Origin of the sequence: Clostridium beijerinckii, assembly GCF_008705175.1 — a bacterium.
Classification (GTDB): Bacteria; Bacillota; Clostridia; order Clostridiales; family Clostridiaceae; genus Clostridium; species Clostridium beijerinckii.
Map to the genome: position 1 here is coordinate 2010853 of NZ_CP043998.1, position 22048 is coordinate 2032900.

17 protein-coding genes are annotated in these 22048 nt (G+C 30.6%); 16 read left to right on the forward strand and 1 reads right to left on the reverse strand.

What is annotated here, in order from left to right; genetic code table 11:
• Positions 1-29 precede the first annotated feature (29 nt).
• The 3 genes from F3K33_RS09145 (at position 30) to F3K33_RS09155 (ending at position 3616) form a co-directional block, all read left to right on the forward strand.
• Positions 30-1952 carry a PTS fructose transporter subunit IIABC gene (locus tag F3K33_RS09145; protein WP_039772417.1) on the forward strand — a complete coding sequence of 641 codons (1923 nt, stop codon included), beginning with the start codon at positions 30-32 and terminating at the stop codon, positions 1950-1952.
• 340 nt (positions 1953-2292) lie between these two features.
• Complete coding sequence (locus F3K33_RS09150; protein ID WP_039772418.1) at positions 2293-2931, forward strand: hypothetical protein; 639 nt, start codon at positions 2293-2295, stop codon at positions 2929-2931.
• 133 nt (positions 2932-3064) lie between these two features.
• Positions 3065-3616 carry a hemerythrin domain-containing protein gene (locus tag F3K33_RS09155; protein ID WP_039772419.1) on the forward strand — a complete coding sequence of 184 codons (552 nt, stop codon included), beginning with the start codon at positions 3065-3067 and terminating at the stop codon, positions 3614-3616.
• A 239-nt stretch (positions 3617-3855) separates the two neighbouring features.
• Here F3K33_RS09155 and F3K33_RS09160 read toward each other — a convergent pair whose 3' ends face one another.
• Entirely contained in the window at positions 3856-4248 is a 393-nt protein-coding gene (locus tag F3K33_RS09160) for an RrF2 family transcriptional regulator (protein ID WP_011969170.1), read from the reverse strand.
• Positions 4249-4493: 245 nt separating this feature from the next.
• Here F3K33_RS09160 and sufC point away from each other — a divergent pair, with 245 nt between their 5' ends.
• From sufC to F3K33_RS09225, 13 genes are all read left to right on the forward strand, one after another.
• The gene (gene sufC / locus F3K33_RS09165) at positions 4494-5246 is read left to right on the forward strand and encodes a Fe-S cluster assembly ATPase SufC (protein ID WP_011969171.1); all 753 of its coding nucleotides are present in this window, start codon (positions 4494-4496) and stop codon (positions 5244-5246) included.
• A 15-nt stretch (positions 5247-5261) separates the two neighbouring features.
• Positions 5262-6671, forward strand: coding sequence for a Fe-S cluster assembly protein SufB (gene sufB / locus F3K33_RS09170; protein ID WP_039772420.1), 1410 nt, complete (start codon positions 5262-5264; stop codon positions 6669-6671).
• Positions 6672-6680: 9 nt separating this feature from the next.
• A complete protein-coding gene (gene sufD, locus F3K33_RS09175; protein ID WP_039772429.1) occupies positions 6681-7778 on the forward strand; it encodes a Fe-S cluster assembly protein SufD in 1098 nt (365 codons plus the stop codon).
• Positions 7771-9000: a cysteine desulfurase gene (locus F3K33_RS09180; RefSeq protein WP_039772422.1), complete on the forward strand. Its 1230-nt coding sequence runs from the start codon at positions 7771-7773 to the stop codon at positions 8998-9000. Before sufD ends, F3K33_RS09180 begins: the two co-directional genes overlap by 8 nt.
• 5 nt (positions 9001-9005) lie before the next feature.
• On the forward strand, positions 9006-9431 hold the full coding sequence (sufU, locus tag F3K33_RS09185; protein WP_039772424.1) for a Fe-S cluster assembly sulfur transfer protein SufU: 426 nt from the start codon (positions 9006-9008) through the stop codon (positions 9429-9431).
• A gap of 390 nt (positions 9432-9821) precedes the next feature.
• Positions 9822-13337, forward strand: a complete 3516-nt coding sequence (gene nifJ / locus F3K33_RS09190) for a pyruvate:ferredoxin (flavodoxin) oxidoreductase (protein ID WP_039772425.1) — start codon at positions 9822-9824, stop codon at positions 13335-13337.
• 266 nt (positions 13338-13603) lie between these two features.
• Positions 13604-15340, forward strand: coding sequence for a S8 family peptidase (locus tag F3K33_RS09195; protein ID WP_154861663.1), 1737 nt, complete (start codon positions 13604-13606; stop codon positions 15338-15340).
• A 219-nt stretch (positions 15341-15559) separates the two neighbouring features.
• Positions 15560-17566: a flagellar assembly protein A gene (locus tag F3K33_RS09200; RefSeq protein WP_039773944.1), complete on the forward strand. Its 2007-nt coding sequence runs from the start codon at positions 15560-15562 to the stop codon at positions 17564-17566.
• Positions 17567-17699: 133 nt separating this feature from the next.
• Positions 17700-18320 (forward strand): superoxide dismutase, encoded by a 621-nt coding sequence (locus tag F3K33_RS09205; RefSeq protein WP_017209643.1) that lies wholly within the window; start codon positions 17700-17702, stop codon positions 18318-18320.
• A 168-nt stretch (positions 18321-18488) separates the two neighbouring features.
• Positions 18489-19133, forward strand: a complete 645-nt coding sequence (locus tag F3K33_RS09210) for a pentapeptide repeat-containing protein (RefSeq protein ID WP_023975072.1) — start codon at positions 18489-18491, stop codon at positions 19131-19133.
• A 171-nt stretch (positions 19134-19304) separates the two neighbouring features.
• Positions 19305-20156: a DegV family protein gene (locus F3K33_RS09215; protein ID WP_023975071.1), complete on the forward strand. Its 852-nt coding sequence runs from the start codon at positions 19305-19307 to the stop codon at positions 20154-20156.
• A 144-nt stretch (positions 20157-20300) separates the two neighbouring features.
• On the forward strand, positions 20301-21167 hold the full coding sequence (locus tag F3K33_RS09220) for an SDR family oxidoreductase (RefSeq protein WP_011969182.1): 867 nt from the start codon (positions 20301-20303) through the stop codon (positions 21165-21167).
• Between the two features lie 476 nt (positions 21168-21643).
• Complete coding sequence (locus F3K33_RS09225; protein WP_011969183.1) at positions 21644-21967, forward strand: ArsR/SmtB family transcription factor; 324 nt, start codon at positions 21644-21646, stop codon at positions 21965-21967.
• Positions 21968-22048: the final 81 nt, after the last annotated feature.

A 22048-nucleotide genomic window follows, 5' to 3' on the forward strand; every position in this document is an offset into this window, starting at 1 on the left:
AAATATATTTAAATTTTAGGAGGCTAACAATGAGGATTGTAGATTTATTACACAAACAAGGCATAAACTTAAATTTTAATCCAAATACAAAAGAACAATGTATAAATGAATTAGTTGATTTAATGGACAAAACGGGAAATTTAAATAATAAGGAAGAATATAAAAAAGCAATATTAGCCAGGGAAGAATTAAGTACAACTGGGATAGGGGATGGAATAGCAATTCCACATGGAAAAACGAGTGCAGTAAAGAAAGCATCTCTTGCAGCTGCAATTTGTAAAAAGGGTGTTGATTATGATGCATTAGATGGTCAACCAGCACATCTTTTCTTCATGATTGCTGTACCAGATAATAATGATAATTTACACTTAGAAGTATTAGCAAGATTATCTACTATATTAATGGATGAAGCATTTAGAACAAGCTTAATCGACTGTTCTGATAAAGAGGAGTTTTTAAGGTTAATAGATAAGAAGGAAATGGAAAAGTTTCCTGAAGAGGTAAAGGGGGAATTAGAGATGAATAAAAGTGGTTATAGAGTATTAGCAGTAACTGCATGTCCAACAGGGATTGCACATACTTACATGGCAGCTGAAAGTCTTGAAAGTAAGGGGAAAGATATGGGAGTCTCAATAAAAGTTGAGACAAATGGTTCTGGTGGTGCTAAAAACGTTTTAACAAAAGAAGAAATAGCAAATGCAGAATGTATAATTATAGCAGCTGATAAAAATGTAGAAATGGCTAGATTTGATGGTAAGAGAGTAATTAAAACTAAGGTTGCAGATGGAATACACAAGTCGGCTCAATTAATTGAGGAAGCTATAAGTGGAAATGCTCCAATATATCATCATGCTGGAGGAGCAGATAGCAGCGAAGATGTTTCAAACGAATCTGTTGGACGCCAAATTTACAAGCATCTTATGAATGGTGTATCACATATGTTACCGTTTGTAATCGGTGGTGGTATATTAATAGCTTTAGCATTCTTATTTGATACATTCAATCCTGCTAATCCAAGTGGTTTTGGTTCAGGCACACCTATTGCAGCCGTATTGATGAAGATTGGTGGTACTGCATTTGGATTCATGTTACCAGTTCTTGCTGGATTTATTGCAATGAGTATTGGAGATAGACCAGCTCTTTCAGTAGGTTTTGTTGGTGGTGCTTTAGCTAGTGCCGGTATTACTTTTGCAAGTGCTTTTGATCCAAAAGTTCCAGCAGTTTCTGGTGGTTTCTTAGGGGCATTACTTGCAGGTTTCATTGCTGGATATTTAGTTGTTGGTCTTAAGAAGTTATTTGCAGGTTTACCAAACAGTTTAGAAGGTATAAAGCCAGTATTTTTATATCCTTTACTAGGAACATTTTTAATCGGTGTTATAATGTTATTCATAAACCCAATAATGGGATCAATAAATACAGGTATCACTGGTGCACTTAACTCAATGGGTGGTACAAGTAAGATTCTTTTAGGTATTGTTTTAGGTGGTATGATGTCAGTTGATATGGGTGGTCCAGTTAACAAAGCAGCTTATCTTTTTGGTACAGCATCACTTGCTAGTGGAAACTTTGATATAATGGCAGCTGTTATGGCTGGTGGTATGGTTCCACCACTTGCAATTGCAATATGTACTACAGTATTTAGAAATAAATTTACTGAAAAAGACAGGCAGGCAGGTCTTGTAAACTATATAATGGGATTATCATTTATTTCAGAAGGTGCGATACCTTTTGCAGCAGCAGATCCAATAAGAGTACTACCATCTTGTATAATTGGTTCAGCAGTTGCTGGAGCTCTTTCAATGGCATTTGGATGTGCATTAAGAGCACCTCACGGTGGAATATTTGTTATTGCAATAGTAACTAATCCACTTCAATACTTAGCAGCAATAATCATTGGTGCAGTAGTTGGGGCAATAATATTAGGAATAATAAAGAAACCAGTACAAAAATAAGATTTATGGGAAAATAAGAGGGTAAGTTAATATAAGGGTATAGGAAGCAGTGGAAGTTAAAAACAGCCACTGCTTCTTTTATTGACTTCTAAAATAAAATGAAAAATATTTCTATAAAAAAGGATAAAATATAGGATTTTCTTATATATCTTTTTTATGGATTTGTATCATATGTTACGTAAAAATATAAAATAATATGGTATTATAAATTTACAAATAAAACATAATATAAATAAGTATTTGAAGTAAATAAGTATGGATTTTTAAATTGGTTTAAGTTTAAAAATAATAAAAGTTTTATTTTCTAGTTAAATACTTTTGCTATAGGAGGAGAAAAAATATGAGTTTATTTTTAGGAAAGATACATTATTGGTTATTTAATAAGATTTTATGGTTTGAAAAATTAGAAGGTGAGATAATAAACCTTGCAAAAGAAGAAGGTTTGAATGTAGAAGAGTTACGTAAAGAAATTAATGAAAAGTATGGTGAGCCAACTCTGAATCTTCCACTAGAAGAAATGATAGACACAAGTAATATCCATGGATGGTTACAAGGAAAAATTCATTCAGCAGAGGGAAGAATGGCTGCGTGGACAACAAAACTTGTAAATAATAATAAAGGTGTCACTACAAAATTAGAAGAGATTTATTCTAGTCAAGGGATTAAAGCTGCCAGCGAAGTTAAAGAAAAAGGAATGGAACTTACAAATGCAGGTGAAATTTTTGACAGTATCAATGATTATATTTTAGATGGAATGCCATGTGATAGAGTCAATGAAGTAATTAAAGCAGAAGAAGATATGGTTGAATGGAAGAGAAGAGTATGCGTTCATAGTGATATTTGGAATAAAGAAGAAGGTGATGTTAATTATTTCTACAAGCTAAGAAGTTTATGGGTTAAAGAATTTGTAAATGCAGTTAATTCAGATTTCGAGTATGTTGAAGATGACAACAATACAATGGTGATAAGAAGGAAATAAGATTTTTATAATTAAGAATTTTTATGGGGTAATAATTTAAGAATAATAGAGTACCTAGCTATATTTTTGGCTATACGATGATTAAATTTATTACTGTTATTTGTAATGAAAATATGTAATAGGAGGAAAAGATATGGATGCTATAGATTTAATGATGGAAGAACATAAGTATATAAAAAGAATGTTGGTTGTTGTAAGAAAAGCATGTTTTAGATTATACAAAGGTGAAAAAATAAGTTATGATGATTTTAATTCCATGATAGGTTTTATTAGAAATTTTGCTGATTCTCATCATCATAAGAAAGAAGAATTAATGCTTTTTAATAGAATGGTTGAAGAAATAGGCCCAACTGCTGAAAAAATAGTTAAGCATGGTATGCTTGTGGAGCATGATCTTGGAAGACTACACATAAGTGAACTTCAAGCTGCACTTAAAAATCTAAAAGATGGGGATGAAGAAGCTATTTTAGACGTAATTTCTAATGCTATCTCCTATACGCATTTATTAGAGAGACATATTGATAAAGAAGATAAAGTTGTATATACATTTGCCAAAAGAGAATTAAATGCAGGCACATTAACAGGTATAAATAAGGAATGTATTGACTTTGAAGAAATAAATAATCACATAAAAAAAGATAATATTTTAATATTAGAAGAATTGGAGAAAAAATACAATTCATAGGTAAATGGTGTTATAGTGGGAAGCGACTGTAACACCTTTATTTTTATATAAGTATACATTTAATGGGTGTATAAAAAATACTGATTTATGTAATTTAGAAATCAGTACAGCCTAATTACTTTCTTGATTTTTTATAAGTATATGGTTTTTGTGATAAGGCTTTAGACAAAAAATATTTTTCTAATGATAGAATTTGAATAAAAAATTATAGCAAGATAAAGTATAAAAACTTTATCTTGCTATAAAATATCCTCTAAAGTATATTTGCTAAATTCATCAACAAAAGAATTAATAGATGACGATAATATTGCTTTTAATTTACATTTTGAAGTGGAACAAGTATGTTTTGCACTTGAAAAACATTCAGATATAGATATACTTTCCTCTGTAATTATTAATATTTTTCCAAGGTTTATGTCTTTAGGCTCCAACCCAAGTTTTAAGCCACCATTTCTTCCTTTAGTTGATATTACATATTCAGTTTTACCTAGCCTATGAACGATTTTCTTTAAATGATGTTCAGATATTTCAAGGTTAGATGCCAACTCTTCCACAGTGCATATTTTATCTTGATTCTTAGCTAAATATATTAAAATTCTAAAAGCATAATCTGAAAACTTAGATAAGTTCAAATTTTCACATCCCTTCTTTAGTTTCATTATACCTTATAATAAAAAAAAGTAAATTGGTTAAAAATAAAATGTGCATTTGTATTGCACATTAAAAAAACCTGTGCTAATATTAAGGTGTATTTAGAATGCACTTTAAAATTTATACATATAAAGAAATTATATATAAGACTTACATTTATGGAGTTTAGACAGGTGTTTTGTGAAAAACATAGTTAATTAAATATTAGTTAGATAGGAGAATTGTTATGGATAAGAGTTTGTTAAAAGTGTGTGATTTAAGAATTGAAGCAGATGATAAAGAGATTTTAAAAGGATTAAATCTTGAAATAAATAAAGGTGAAGTTCACGTAATAATGGGACCAAATGGAGCTGGTAAATCTACTCTAGCCAATGCTCTTTTAAATAATCCTAAATATAAAAGATTGAGTGGAGATATAGAATTCGAAGGTGAAAACATAAATGAATTAAAGACTGATGAAAGAGCTAAAAAAGGTTTATTTTTATCATTTCAATACCCAGAAGAAATTCCAGGAATTACTGTAGAGAATTTCTTAAAGTATGCTAAGAGAACTACAGATGGAAATGTGCTAAAACATTTTAAGTTTGACTTAGATTTAAAGAACAATATGAAGGAATTAAAAATAGATGAAAGCTATGCAAGCAGATATTTAAATGTAGGATTTTCAGGTGGAGAAAAGAAGAAAAATGAAATACTGCAAATGTTAACTTTAAATCCAAAGTTGGCAATTTTAGATGAATCAGATTCTGGACTCGATGTTGACGCTATAAGAATTGTTTCTAAAGGTATTAAAATGTTCTCAAATGAAAACAATGGAGTTTTAATTATTACTCATAATACAAAAATATTAGAAAATTTAAAACCTGATTATGTTCATGTATTAGTAGATGGAAGAATAGTTAAAACCGGAGATGGAAGTTTAGCTAATGAAATTGAAGAAAAGGGTTATGAATCTTTTAAAGAAAATGTAGCTATATAAAGGTGGTGAAATAAGATGGAAAACAAAAAGAAGACTTATATAGATGAAATGGATAGAGGAATCTATGATGTTAAAAATGAAGACAGCTTTAGTTTTAAATCTGAAAAAGGCTTAACAAAAGATATAATTGAAACTATTTCAGAAGAAAAAAATGAAGCCAAATGGATGAGAGATTTTAGATTAAGATCTTTAGAAATATATAATAAATTGAAATTACCAACATGGGGACCATCCTTGGATGAGTTAGATATGGATAACATTGTAACCTATGTAAGGCCAAAGAGCAGCTTAGTTGGTTCTTGGGATGAAGTGCCTGAGGATATAAAGAAAACTTTTGATTTACTAGGAATTCCAGAAGCTGAAAAGAAATCACTAGCTGGAGTTGGAGCACAGTATGACTCAGAAGTAGTTTACCACAGTATAAAAGAAGATTTAGTAAAACAAGGCGTAATTTATACTGATATGGAAACAGCATTAAGAGAACATGAGGATTTAGTTAAAGAATATTTTATGAAGTGTGTTACACCTAATGATCATAAATTTGTTGCACTTCATGGAGCTGTTTGGTCAGGAGGATCTTTTGTGTATGTTCCTAAAGGGGTTAATGTAGACATACCGCTACAATCTTATTTCAGATTAAATTCACCTGGAGCAGGACAATTTGAACATACACTAATTATTGTAGATGAAGGAGCAAAGCTTCATTTTATTGAAGGTTGCTCAGCTCCAAAGTATAGCGTTACAAATTTACATGCAGGCTGTGTTGAGCTCTATGTAAAAGAAGGCGCAACACTAAGATATAGTACAATAGAAAACTGGTCAAAGAACATGCTTAACTTAAACACTAAGAGAGCAATTGTTGAAAAGAATGGAACAATAGAATGGGTATCAGGTTCTTTTGGTTCACAAATATCGATGCTATATCCTATGAGTATATTAAAGGGCGAAGGAGCAAGAGCAGAATTTACAGGTGTATCTTTTGCAGGTAAGGGACAAAACTTAGATACTGGAGCAAAGGTTATACATGCCGCACCAAACACTTCTTCTACTATAAACTCAAAATCAATTTCAAGAAACGGTGGAAAAGCTACTTATAGAGGAGTATTAAAGGTAAATTCAAATGCCTATAATTCAAAATCTATGGTATCCTGTGAATCTCTAATGTTAGATAATAAATCAAAATCAGACACTATTCCAGTAATTGATTTATTAAATGATGATGTTGAAATTGGTCATGAAGCAAAAATAGGTAAGATAAGTGATGCTTCTATTTTCTACCTTATGACTAGAGGAATAAGTGAAGATGAAGCTAAATCTATGATAGTAAGAGGGTTTGTGGAACCTATATCAAAAGAATTACCATTAGAATATGCAGTAGAAATGAACAATTTAATCAACATAGAATTAGAAGGAAGCATAGGGTAGGTGAGAGAAATGAAGGCTATACAATTTAATAATTTAAATAAAACTCCAATAAGAACTAAAAGCTGGGTTAATATTAATGATATAAGCCTTGGAGAATTAAATATTGGAGAAATTAAAAAGTTTGATAACGTAGAAATCAAGGGCTTAGAAGGCGTTGATATTCAAAAGTTAGAAAATGACAAAATATTACCTTTATATAGAGAGTTTCAATATGGAATCAGTGAAGATTTAATAAACCAAGGTAAAGAAGGTTTCAACCAAGGTTATGTAATAACAATAGGTAGAAATATAAAAACTGAAGAACCAATAATTATAGAATTTAATATGGATAAAGATAACAGCTATTTAGTAGATAATTTAATAATTGTTGGAGAAGAAAATTCGAAAGCTTCTATTATAGTAAAGTATAAATCTTTGGACGATTCAATTGGTTATCATAATGGAATTTGTACTATATATTCAAAGAAGAATAGTGAAATTAAACTAACTAAAGTGAATTTTTTAAATGAAAATACCGTTCATTTCGATTCTAATGTTTCAGATATTGAAGAAGATGGAAAGGTTGATTTTATATCAGTAGACCTTGGAGGACAATATAGTATTTACAATTATCATGGAGATTTAATAGGTGATAAATCAGCTGCCAATATAAATTCTATTTATTTAGGAAATAAAGATAAACTTATAGACATTAATTACATTATTACTCACAAAGGTAAAAGAAGTAATTCCAATATAAATGTTAAAGGGGCACTTCAAGGAAAAGCTAGAAAGGCTTTCAAAGGAACCTTGGATTTTAAAACTGGTGCATCTAAAAGTGTTGGTGCAGAAGATGAATATTGTATGCTCCTTTCAAAAGAAGCTAGAGCTAAAGCAATGCCAGTGCTATTATGTGCAGAAGATGATGTTTCAGGAGAACATGCAGCATCTTCAGGAAGAATTGATGAAAACAAATTATTTTATTTGATGTCTAGAGGATTAAGTTATGATGAAGCTAAGATTGTAATTGTTAGAGCTGCATTTAATCCAATAATAGATTCAATTGGTGATAATGACGTTATAGAAGAAATATTACAAGAAGTAGACAGGGGACTTAAAAATGAATAATGTAGATTTTTTGAAAGATTTCCCTGTTTTGAGGGCCAATGAAAATGGGGAAAGATTAGTTTATTTAGATAGCGGTGCTACAACGCAAAAGCCTGTTCAAGTTATAGAAGCTATTGAAAACTACTATAAAGTAAGTAATGCAAATCCTCATAGAGGTGCTTATAAGTTAAGTATTGATGCAACAAAGGCCTATGATGACGCTAGAGAAAAGATTAGAAGATTCATTGATGCAGAATTTTCAAAAGAAGTAATTTTTATTAAAAATGCAACAGAAGGCTTTAATCTTATAGCATCTTCTTATGGAATGAACAACATTAATGAAGGTGATGAAATTGTTATTTCAATTGCAGAGCATCATTCAAACCTTATTCCATGGCAGATTGTAGCTAGAGCTAAAAAAGCAACTTTAAAATATATGTACGTAAATGAAAACGGAGAAATTCCAGAAGAAGAAATTAAAGATAAGATTACTGAAAGGACTAAACTAGTTAGCATAACTCATGTTTCTAATGCACTTGGAACTATAAATCCAGTAAAAGAGATTATAGAGTATGCTCATTCAAAAGGTGCTAAAGTAATTGTAGATGGATCACAAAGCGTACCACATATGAAAGTAAGTGTAAGAGACTTAGATGCAGATTTTTTAGTGTTTTCAGGACACAAACTTTTAGGCCCAATGGGAATTGGCGTAGTTTACGGCAAGAAGGAGCTTTTGGAAAGCATGCCACCATATATAGTTGGTGGAGATATGATTGAATATGTTTATGAGCAGGAAGCAACCTTTGCAGAATTGCCATCTAAGTTTGAAGGTGGTACTCAAAATGTTGAAGGTGCTGTAGGGCTTGCAGCTGCCATTGATTATCTAGAAAATATAGGAATGAAAAGAATAGATGAAATAGAAAGAGAACTTACAAGTTATGCAATTGAAAAATTTCAAGAACTGCCTTATATAAAGCTATATGGGCCTAAGGATTTAAGCCATAGAGGTGGAATAATTTCATTTGATATAGAGGGAGTTCATCCTCATGATGTTGCTTCAGTTTTTGATTCTCATGGCGTTGCAATAAGATCAGGCAATCATTGTGCTCAGCCATTAATGAGATATATGGGTATTAATGCAACCTGCAGAGCTAGTTTTTATTTTTATAATACAAAAGAAGATGTAGATAAATTAATTGAAGCAACAAAGAAAACATATGAAATGTTTTTGAAATGGAGGTAATTTAGATGGATTTAAATGCTATTTATACAGAACTTATAATGGAACACAGCACTTCTAAGCATAATAAGAGAAACTTAGATAGCCCAGATATAAAAGAAAAAGGTCATAATCCTAGCTGTGGAGATGAAATTACGTTAGAACTTAAATTAAACAATGGTGTTATTGAAGATTTAGCCTTTACAGGGCAAGGGTGTGCAATATCTCAAGCATCTACATCAATAATGATAGATTTGATAAAAGGTAAAAATATCGAAGAAGCATTAAAGCTTACAGAAACTTTTATTGGAATGATTAAAAGAGAAATTAAAGATGATGAAGAATTATATGCATTAGAAGATGCTATGGCTTTTAAAAATATCTCTAATATGCCAGCAAGAGTTAAATGTGCAGTTTTAGCATGGCATACTTTGAAGGAAGCTTTGGAAAAATAATTATTATTAGATAGTATAGAACCTAGACCTTATTTAAAATCAAACGAAATGTAAAATGTTATTTTAGTCAAGTAAAAACTTTAAATTCTTATATAAATATAGAAAAAGCTAGTACCCATTTTTTAAAATATGAAAGCTGTGGTATGTGAAAAATATAAATTTGAACATTTTAAAAGTTATAATACTCTCATGTATTTCCGTTGGAAACATACGAATGAGTGAGAGTATTATAACTTTTGTTTATTTGATCTAAAATTATACTATCATTTGAAGAACATGGAATTACTTCATTGAAAAATACATACTATCAAAATTTTTTAGTAATACTATAAATGAAGATAGAATTAATAATTAACAATATAGAAACAAAGAGAAAATGAGGTAAATACAATGAGAAAAATGAAAACTATGGATGGGAACACAGCTGCTGCATATATGTCATATGGATTTTCGGAAGCAGCAGTGATTTTTCCGATAACTCCATCATCACCAATGGCAGAACATGTGGATGAATGGGTTGCACAAGGGAAAAAAAATATTTTTGGGCAACCGTTAAAAGTTGTTGAAATGCAGTCAGAAGCGGGAGCAGCTGGTGCACTGCATGGTTCGCTTCAAGCAGGTGCATTAACAACAACATATACAGCATCCCAAGGATTACTATTAATGATTCCTAATATGTACAAAATAGCAGGAGAATTGCTGCCATGTGTCATACATGTAGCTGCTAGAGCAATTGCAACATCAGCACTAAGTATATTTGGAGATCATCAAGATGTTATGGCGGCAAGGCAAACCGGTTTTGCAATGCTTGCAGAAGGGTCTGTTCAAGAAGTAATGGATTTAAGTGGAGTGGCACATTTAGCAACTATAAAATCACGGATACCTTTTATGAATTTTTTTGATGGATTCAGGACATCTCATGAAATTCAAAAAATAGAGGTAATTGAACCAGAAGAACTTGTTAAGGTATTAGATTATAAGGCACTTGATGAATTTAGAAAAAGAGCTTTAAATCCAAATCATCCTGTTATAAGAGGAACTGCTCAGAATCAAGATATTTACTTTCAAATGCGCGAGGCTGTAAATAAGTATTATGATGATGTTCCAGAAATTGTTGAACAATATATGACCGAGGTTACTAGGCTTACAGGTAGATCATATCATTGTTTTGATTATTATGGAGCACATGATGCTGATAGAATTATAATTTCTATGGGGGCAGTAAATGATGTTATAGAGGAAACTGTAGATTTTCTAAATAATAATAAACAAAGAGTAGGGCTTGTAAAAGTAAGGTTATATAGGCCATTTTCACTGGATAAACTATTGAAGGCTATTCCAAAGACTGTAAGAAAAATTGCAGTTTTAGATAGAACGAAAGAACCAGGGTCAGTTGGAGAACCACTTTACCTAGATGTATCAAGAGCATTTTTTGGAATGGATAATGCTCCGATTGTTGTTGGTGGAAGATTTGGACTTGGATCAAAAGATCCAACACCAGCTCATATTGCTGCTGTCTATGATAACTTATTTTTAGATGTACCAAAAAATAACTTTACAATTGGAATAATTGATGATGTTACAAATACATCTTTAAGAACATTCGAACATATAGATGCTACTCCTGATGGAATTACATCGTGCAAATTCTGGGGCTTAGGATCAGATGGTACAGTTGGTGCGAATAAAAGTGCAATTAAGATTATCGGAGATAATACAGATATGTATGCTCAAGGATACTTTGATTACGATTCTAGAAAATCAGGAGGACTTACAGTTTCGCATTTAAGATTTGGTGATAAGCCAATTAAATCTAGATATCCAATTGATAGACCGGATTTTGTTGCGTGTCATAATCAATCCTATGTGTATAAATATCATGTGATTAGAGGTCTAAAAAAGAATGGTAAATTTATATTAAATACAATTTGGACGCCTGAAGAATTGGATGAGAGATTACCAGCATCTATAAAAAGGTATATTGCTCAAAATCATATAGAATTCTATATAATTAATGCAGTTAGAATTGCTCAATGTGTTGGCCTTGGAGGAAGAATAAATATGATAATGCAAGCTGCATTCTTTAAAATAGCAAATATAATTCCAGTTGAGGATGCTATAAAATTTCTAAAAGAAGCAGTTGTTAAATCATATGGCAATAAAGGCGAAAAAATTGTTAATATGAATCACGCAGCAATAGATGCAGGGTTAGAGGGAATAACTAAAATTAAGGTTCCTTATAGTTGGAATACTGATTTAGACGATAAAATTGAGCTTGATGAGAATTTTCCGGAATTTATTAAAGAAATTACTAGGCCAATGAATAGGTTAGAGGGCGATTCAATGCCAGTGTCCCATTTCGTGAAAGCGGGAATACAAGATGGTACCTTTATGTCTGGAACAACGTCTTATGAAAAGAGAGGAATAGCTGTAAATGTGCCTGAGTGGATACCAGAAAACTGCATTCAATGTGCACAATGTTCATATATATGTCCACACGCTACAATTAGAGCATTCTTACTAAATGAAGATGAAAAAGAAAAGGCTCCTGAAGGTCTAAAAGTATTAGATGCAAAAGGAATAAAAGGTGATGAAAAGTTATATTTCTCAATTGGTATTACTCCGCTTGATTGTACTGGATGTGGTAATTGCGCACAAGTATGTCCAGCACCAGGTAAAGCATTAGTAATGAAATCACAAGATAGTCAACATGAGCAAATTGAAGCTTGGAATTACTATATGGAAAGAGTTAAACCTAAAAATCCGCTAAATAAATACACTCTTAAAGGAAGCCAATTTGAAAGACCATTACTTGAGTTTAATGGAGCATGTGCAGGTTGCGGTGAAACTCCATATGCAAGGCTTGTGACACAATTATTTGGTGATAGAATGATGATTGCAAATGCTACAGGGTGCTCATCAATTTGGGCAGCAGGGTCATATGAAATGGCATATACAGTTAATGAACATGGTCATGGACCAGCATGGGCAAATTCATTGTTTGAAGATAATGCTGAGTTCGGATATGGAATGTATTTAGGTGTTAAAACAATAAGAGAAAGAATAGCGAATAATGTTGCTATCGCCATTGAAAGTAATATGTCAGAGGGAACTGAGACTGTTCTTAAAGAATGGTTAGATAATAAGGATATTGGGGATGGAACAAGAGAAAGGGCAGAAAGGTTAGTTGAAGTTCTTGAAAAAGAAAATAGTGAAATTGCTAAAGAGATATTAAAGGATAAAGAATATTTCGTAAAAAGGTCACAGTGGATATTTGGAGGAGATGGTTGGGCTTATGATATAGGCTATGGAGGTCTAGATCAAGTGATAGCAATGAATGAAAATGTAAATATATTAGTATTCGATACAGAAATTTACTCAAATACTGGTGGTCAGTCATCAAAATCAACTCCAACAGCAGCAATTGCAAAATTTGCTGCATCTGGGAAGAGGACGAAGAAGAAAGATTTAGGAAGAATGGCAATGACATATGGATATGTTTATGTAGCTCAAGTTTGTATGGGAGCAGATAAGAATCAAACTATTAAAGCTATAACAGAAGCAGAAGCATATGATGGTCCATCATTGATAATAGCATATTCTACATGCATTAATCATGGAATAAAAGTAGGAATGTCAAATACTCAAGAGGAAGAAAAGAAAGCAGTTGATTGTGGATATTGGCATCTTTATAGATATAATCCAGCATTAAAGGGAGAAAAGAATCCATTTATATTAGATTCTAAAGATCCAAAAGAAGATTTTAAAGACTTCTTAATGGGTGAAGTAAGATATGCATCCCTTGCTAAAGCATTTCCAGAGGAGTCAGAGAAATTATTCGAGAAAACAGAATCTGAAGCGAAGGAAAGGTTAGAAATTTATAAAACATTAGCAAATCAACAATAATTTTATAAAAAGTAATAAATACAAAAGGTTGTAATTTAAATTTAATAGAAAATAACATACTAACTTCTTAATCAGAAGTTGATATGTTATTTTTTTTATAAATATTCTTTACGAATAATTTATTATATATATAAATATTATTAAATATAAATAGTATAAAGGAGTTAAGTGTGTATAAATTAAAAGAACTGAATATTGTACACATTAAAATATTATATATAGAAGTCGTTCATAAGGATTCCGAAGAGATACATGGAGGAGTTTAAATGAAAAAAAATATATTGATGGAAAGAATTTTTCATGATATTAATTATGATAATTATGTTGTACAGTATCAAGGAGATATTGAAGCTGAGATTTCTAAAATACCAGATTACTATGTTACAGTAATCAATGATAGATATGCCGTTGTATCTGTTAAAAAAGATGTTGAAATCAATATGGGAAATGAACCATATATTTCATCAATTGTATATGTTATTCCTGCAGAATTTTATACTTTACAAGATATTTCACCAGTAGATGCGTCTCAAGCTAGCTTTTTACAAACCGGATCTCAATTGAACTTAACAGGAAAAGGTGTAAATGTAGCAATTATCGATTCGGGTATTGATTATCTTAGCGAAGAGTTTATGGATGCTAATGGGGAAACAAGAATTGAAAATATTTGGGATCAAACATTGATAAGTAATGCCGAAAACGGTTCGGAATCTGTACCGTTTGGGGTATTATTTGATAGAAATAAAATAAATGATGCTATAAGAGCAAGTAGGGAGGGAGGATCTCCAGATGATATAGTTCCAAGCAGAGATGAAATTGGACATGGGACGAATATGGCTGGAATAATTGGAGCTAGTGGAAAGAATCCGAATTTAAGGGGTGTTGCACCAGACTGTAATTTTGTAGTAGTAAAACTTATAAGAGATTTTTCATATGAGGTCCAGTTTCCAGACGTAATAGTTCCTGTGTTTAATATAACTGCTATTTTTGCAGCATTGCAATATGTGTATGAATATGCTTTAACGACCAACAAACCAATGGTTATATATTTTCCTCTTGGAAGTAGTTTGGGAAATCATAAGGGAGAAGGTATACTGGAAGACTTTATAGATGCAATATCAAGCAATGGAGGAATAGCGGTAGTTACTGGTACTGGAAATCAGAGGAATGCTGGCGGCCACACATCTGGTTCAGTAACTCAGATTGTTGGAGCGCAATCACCTGGTGCTGGGGTTGCGGAGTTAGAAGCGTCACCTGAACAAAAAAATATATGGGTGCAAATATGGGCTGATTTGCCTAACATAATGACGGTTGAAATAGTTTCACCATCAGGGGAAAGTTCTGGGATATTGAGTTTAATAATTAATTACACCATAAATCATACTTTTATTTTTGAGAAGACCTCAATTAGAGTTAATTTTTATTTTCCAGAAGAAGTAACTGGAGATGAGTTGATAAGGATAAGATTTTATAATTTGCAGCCTGGTATATGGAGAATCAGAATACTGGCGAATTATATTTCTAATGGAAGATTTAATGCTTGGATACCACAAAAGGGGCTAACAGTTGGAGATACAAGATTTAGTTTTTCAGATCCATTTGGAACTATAACAAATCCAGGAAACTCAATATACGCTATAACTGTAGCGGCATATAATCAAAATAATAACAATATTGTTGATTTTTCTGGTATGGCCTTTTTGGAATCCTACACTGATAGAATAGATGTTGCAGCAGGTGGAATAAATGCACTAACGGTTGCCCCGAATAACACAACGGCAGTAGTAAGCGGAACTAGTGTATCAGCGGCTGTCGTATCTGGAGTTTGTGCTATGCTATTTCAATGGGGGATTGTAAATGGAAATGAACCTAATATGTATGCACAAACTATTAAAGCATATCTTGCAAAAGTAGCAATGGCGAGAAGTGGAGATGTTACTCCAAATCCATATTGGGGTTATGGCATATTGAATGTACCAAGGATTTTTGAAAATATGACATAGAGAAAGAGTAATTAAAGCAATATTTTAATTATCTTTTTATAGACTTATTCTTAATTGAGTAAGTCTTTTATTTTATTAAAGAAAAATATTGTTATTCTTTAGTAGATTAGTGGCAATTTATATAAGAAAAGCTAACAATATGTATAAATAAGTATTAAATGTAATCGATTAATGTTATAATTAGTTAAGGAATAATGTCAAGTTAAGGAGATGAGGAATATGAATAGGACTTATGTTGGAAAATATTTAGATGAATGTTTAAATAATGCTTCAAAAGAATTAAATGTTGCAGAGGAAGACCTAAACTATAAAATAATTAAGGACAATCATTCATTTATCAATAAAAAAGTTGAAATAGAAGTTATGGATGTTGATTTATATTCCTCAAGTTCTAATAATCATCTAAATTATACGGAAGATTTCACGAAAGATGTTGCTAAGAAAAGAGTTGTAATTAATGAGGATAATGTAATTAATAATGATGAAAATGGAGTTAAAGTAGAAAATGGTGATGTAGTAGTAATAGAAGGTTTAAGCAAAGTATATAAAGAACAGATAACAATTAGGCCTTGTGAGAAAATCAAACTTTTTATTAATGGAGAACTATGTAGTGAAAAAGGACCATATGAAATAAATCAATCTGATAAGATAGATTATATAGGGGAGAAAATAGAACAAGTAAAGAAAATATCAGTGAATATTTCAGTGGATAAAATGGAAGGATATATAAAGGTAGAATATAAACCAGCATACGTATATAAACTTAGGGATAAGCCAATGGCTAAAGATTTGATTCTTAAGGCGATGAAGGTAGAGGAAGATTATCCTAAAAAATATACATTAACAGAAATAAAGGAAATATTAAGGCGAAACAAGATAACTGATGGAATAATATATAAAAATCTTATAGAAGCATGCGCATTAGGAAATGGAGAAGAGAAGTTAATAGCTGAAGGTATTAGTGCTATTGATGACACGCCAAATGAAATTAAAGTGTTATTTGATATTGGAGAAAAGAGGATAGTGAATGAAAACTCAAATGAAAAGATAGATTATAGGAATGTATATTCTATATCTAGTATAACTGAAGGACAAGTTTTGGCAGAAATAATTCCAGGTAAAAATGGGCAAGATGGTAAAAATATATGTGGTGAAGTATTAAAGAAAAAGACTGTGAAAAGTAGACCTATAAAAATAGGCGATGGATGTAAAGTTGAAGGAAATAGTATAATTGCCACTAAAACTGGCAGGCCATCATCTAAAAATGGAATTTTGAGTGTAAATAGTTTATATAATATTCAAGATGTAGATATAAAATCCGGGAATATATTTTTTGTTGGAGACGTTTATATTAAAGGTAATGTTAAAGAGGGAATGAAAGTTAAATCGGGAAATTCTTTAACTATCGAAAAAAATGTTGACATATCTACCATAGTGGCAGGAGGAGAAATTAATATTAAAGGAAGCGTGATTAAATCAACTGTTCTTACTGGACAAGTAGATATGGAAAAGAAAATGTATTTGGAAAAGTTAAATGAATATAAAGATATCATATCAAAACTTATAAGTGCGGTTGAAAAGTTAAATGAGTCTAGCAATAACTCTAAAAAAATTTCTGAATTGGTTAAAATTCTTATAGAAAACAGGTATAAATCTATACCTAAATTGTCTTTAAATATAATAACTCATAGTATTTGTGAAGATAGTGATAATAATGATTTAGTAAGTTTTATAAGAAGTAAAATGATGGGATTAAACTTATCAAAAATAGAATCAATAGAGGATTTAAGAAATCTTGAAGAGTTAATAACCAATGAAATAGAACTGTTAGAAGATAATATGATAATTCCAGCAGACATATATATAGGCTATTGTCAGGATTCTTTAATAAAATCTACAGGAAATATTATTATAAAAGATAAAGGACAATATGTTTCTAATTTAACAGCACTAAATGATATTATTTTTTTACGTGATGATTCAGTAGCCAGAGGGGGCGTTATATCAGCAAGAGGAAATATTAAACTTGGAATAGTTGGGAGTCCTTCGGGGGTAACAACCAAATTGGAAGTGTTGCAAGGAGGAATTATAACTGCAAAAATTGCATATAGCAATACAGTTTTTTGCTTTGGAGAAAGATTAAAAACATTAGATGTCTCAAGTAAAGATATTAAGGCATATGTCAATAAAGAAGGAGAAATAATAATTGAGAAGTTTGTACTGTAAAGAATTATAGATTTTCTCATGTGTGTTGATAGGATTTCAAATTTTTACTTTGATTATTTAGGTGAACATTTATTCAATTAAAACATACTATAATATAAAATGAATTTTGTTCTCTAAAGTTTGGAGGAAAAATATGAGATATGAAAAAATTGAATTAACGTATTCGTATAATTCACTAGAACCATACATTGATGAAGAAACTGTAAAAATACACTATACTAAACATCTTCAAGGATATGTTGATAAACTAAATAATGTGCTTAAGGGATATGAGAAATTTACAGAGGGAAAAACCTTAGAGCAAATACTTTCAAATCCAAATAAAATACCTAAAAAAATTTATCGCGATGTTATAAATCAAGGTGGAGGTGTATTAAATCACAATTTATATTTTTCAATTCTTTTCCCTTATCCTAAAAAGGAACCTGAAGGGAAACTACTTAACGAAATAGTTAGTACTTTTGGTTCACTAGAAATGTTAAAGAAGCTTGTTAGCGAAACTGCAATAAATAAATTTGGATCAGGCTATGGCTGGCTAGTTAAAGATAAACGTGGTAAGCTGAAAGTTGCAAATAGTTCAAATCAGGATACACCTCTAAGTTTTGGATTTACTCCAATACTAACAATAGATGTTTGGGAGCACTCGTATTATCTGAAATATAAAAATTTACGTGGAGATTACGTTAAAAACATATGGAATTTAATTGACTGGGCGCGAGTTGAGGAATTGTATAAGAATGATAATTTGGTTTGATTTTAATTTCCGTCAATAAAGAGAGCTTTACTTTAGTTAAAGTTCTCTTTTATATATGTACTAAAATAAAATCAAGATTGCGTATAGTAAATTATTATACACAATTCATAAAATAAGAATTATAATAAAGGAAAATTTAAAATTAATTTTGGGGTAAGGAGAATGCATATGGCGGAATTAAAAAAAATATCAGGACCAAGATTAAAGAGTATATTAGAAGAAAATATAAACATTAAAGAGAAACTCATAAATGAAAAATATTTAACAAATACTTTAGTTAGGAATAGTTGTCTAGAATATATGAATGAAGAAAGGGTAGAGATTAGTGCATGCAAGTTTGAAAATGTTGTGTTTAGGGAGTGTTGTTTAAGAAATGTAGACTTAGTAGATATAATATTTGAAAATTGTGATTTATCAAATATTGATTTTTCAAATGGAAGTATACATAGAGTAGAATTTAATAATTGCAAGCTTTTAGGATCTGATTTTAGTGATAGTAGTATACAAGAGGTTCTTTTTAAAGATACAGTTAGCAGATACTCAAACTTTGGATATTCAAAGGTCAAGAATGTAAAATTTCAGAAATGTGATATGCAAAGTAGTATGTTTTTGGAATGTAGCTTTACGTATGTTGCATTTAATGGATGTGATTTAGCTAACTCTGAGTTTACTAATACTCCTCTTAAAAAAGTAGATTTTAGAGAAAATAACATTTCGGACATATCGTTAACTGGAAAAGAGCTAAAAGATGCTATTGTATCTCCTATGCAGGCAGTTGAGCTAGCAAGATTTCTTGGTGTAATAGTTAAATAAGCATTATTCCCGTTAAAGTAAAATTGTCTATAGGTGATTTATTTTTCGATTTTAAAGATTAGATTTTTTAAAAGTTAGGGTATTAGTTTCGAAATGTTTTGGAAATATTGATAAACGTATAGAGAGTGATATAATGATTGTAATGTAAAATTAATTTAGGAGGAACAATAAGTGGAAAAGATAGCATTAATTACTGATAGTGCATCGGATATAAGCATAGAGTTATTAGAAGCAAACCAAATAAGGCTTTTGCCATTTAAAATTATATATTCGGATAAGGAATACGAGGATAGAATTGATATAACTCCCCAATTTATGTATGAAAGATTAAAAACAGAAATTCCTAAAACATCGTTACCGAGTATTGAAAAAATAACAAGCGTTCTGAAAGATGTTGTTAGTGAGGGATTTACGCATGCAATAATAATAACTATTTCATCTGCATTTTCAGGAACATATAATGCAGTAAGACTAATTTGTGAGGAGTTCAAGGAGCTGAAAACTTTTGTTTTTGATTCTAGAACATTAACAATGGCAGAAGGTGCAATTGTTTTGGAAACTTCAAGGTTAATTAGAGAAGGTAAAACATTTAATGAAATAATTGAAATTCTACCTACATACAGAGAGAAGATAGATTTATTTTTTACAATAGATACTTTAGAATATCTTCAAAAAGGAGGAAGGATTGGCAAAGTGGCAGGAACAATAGGAGAGTTTTTGAATCTTAAGCCAATAATAACTGTAGCAGAAGATGGAACATATAGAACTGCAGCTAAAGTTAGAGGTTCAAAGCAAGCTGTATCTAAATTAACCAGTATATTTAAAATGTATTTAGAAAAAGGTAAATATAAAGCCTGGATTTTAGATGGAAATGGTTTTGATAAGGTACAAAACCTATACTGCTTGATAAAAGATTTACCCAATGTAGTTGAGTGTACAATAGCTGGAACAATTGGTCCAGCGCTTGGGGTAAATACAGGACCAGGACTTGTAGGACTCGCAATTGAGAGAATAGATGAATAAGAGGTATTATAAATAAACTTCTAGTAAGTTAAGTGAAATTAAATTTCTAACTTACTAGAAGTTTAATTTTTTGCACATAAATATTTTTTAGTATATAGGAAAAACTAATTTTTATAAAAATAAAGAAAAACAGGAGGAATTAAAATGAATTTTCCAACATCTTTTCCAAAACAAGAACAAAAAGAACAACCAGGACTGGAGTATGAAATGAATCCAGCTCCAATATATGATGATCCAAGTTATAATAAAAAAGGAGATATATTAAAGGACAAGATTGCAGTAATTACTGGAGGCGATAGTGGAATCGGAAAGGCTGTTGCTATAGCATATGCAAATCAAGGTGCTGACATAGTGATTGCTTATTATAATGAAAATAAAGATGCAGAAGAAACAAAAAAAATAATAGATAATATAGGCAGAAGATGTACCTTAATTAAAGGTGATATAAGTGATCCTAATTTTTGTAATAATGTTTTAGAAAAAACTATTAAAGAATATGGAAAAATAGATATATTAGTTAATAATGCAGCAGTTCAATATGAAAGTGCAGATTTCAAGCAAATAAGTGACGAGCAATTTGATAAGACATTTAAGACAAACGTATATGGAACATTTTATATGACAAGGGCAGCATTAAATCATTTGAAAGCAGGTGGATGCATAATAAATACTGCTTCAATAACTGCATATAAGGGAAATGAAACATTAATTGATTATTCAATGACTAAAGGTGCTATAGTTACATTAACAAGATCTTTATCTACTGCATTAGCAAAAGGAAAAACTAATATAAGAGTAAATGCTGTTGCACCTGGGCCAATCTGGACACCATTAATTCCAGCAAGCTTTGATGAAAAAAAGGTTGAGAAATTTGGATCGGATACACCATTGGGAAGAGCAGGACAGCCAGTAGAGTGTGCTGGAGCATACGTATTTTTAGCTTCACAATGTGCTTCATATATCACAGGGCAAGTAATCCATGTTAATGGTGGAGAAATAGTAAATGCGTAGATAAACAAATATTTGTATAATGTTTTTGAAGAGCAATTTTACATAAATTATATTAAGAAATTTATATGGGAAGCTTACTTTTAAAGCTGCGAAACTAGTAGTAAAATTTATTATATGATTTACATAGATTAAAATTATACTTTGTAACATCATAAAATGTTGATTAGAAAATCTAGAGTCAGGAATAAAATCTTGGCTCTTTTGATTTAAGCGATATTTCTATAGAAAGTAAAATATATTAATGAGAAATGATAAAAGAATAATACTAGCATTTATGTTTGCGGAAACCTTAGATTAAAATATACTATTTATCAACATAAGACAGTAGCTAGAGTTATGGCATCAAATAGATAGGTATATATGTGATGGCGGTTTAAAAGGCAAATTAAAATAAAAAATCTTGACTACACATAGATGAATATCTATACTATATACATAGATTAGTAAAATGGCTAATATTGAAAAAGGAGTTAAATGTGTGTAAGAAATATGATAAGAATGGAAGAATTTTAAAGGCACTTTCAGATCCTAATAGGCTAAAAATAATAGACTTATTATCTTGTGGAGAAAAATGTGCGTGTGAGATATTAGAGAGCTTTGAATTTACACAACCTACTTTATCGCATCATATGAAGGTATTAATAGATTGTGGGTTGGTTAAAGCAAGAAAAGATGGAATTTGGAACTTGTACAAGTTAAACACAAGTAATTGTAACAGATTAGTGCTGTTTTTACTTAATCTAATTACAGAAAATGAGGATTGCGTACAAATTGATAAGAAAAATGAAGATTCTAATTAAAAGTTAATATGAAAGTACGATTTTGTTAATCTTTATAATATACTAAATATAATGTACTTATTAAAAATAATAAAAATTTAT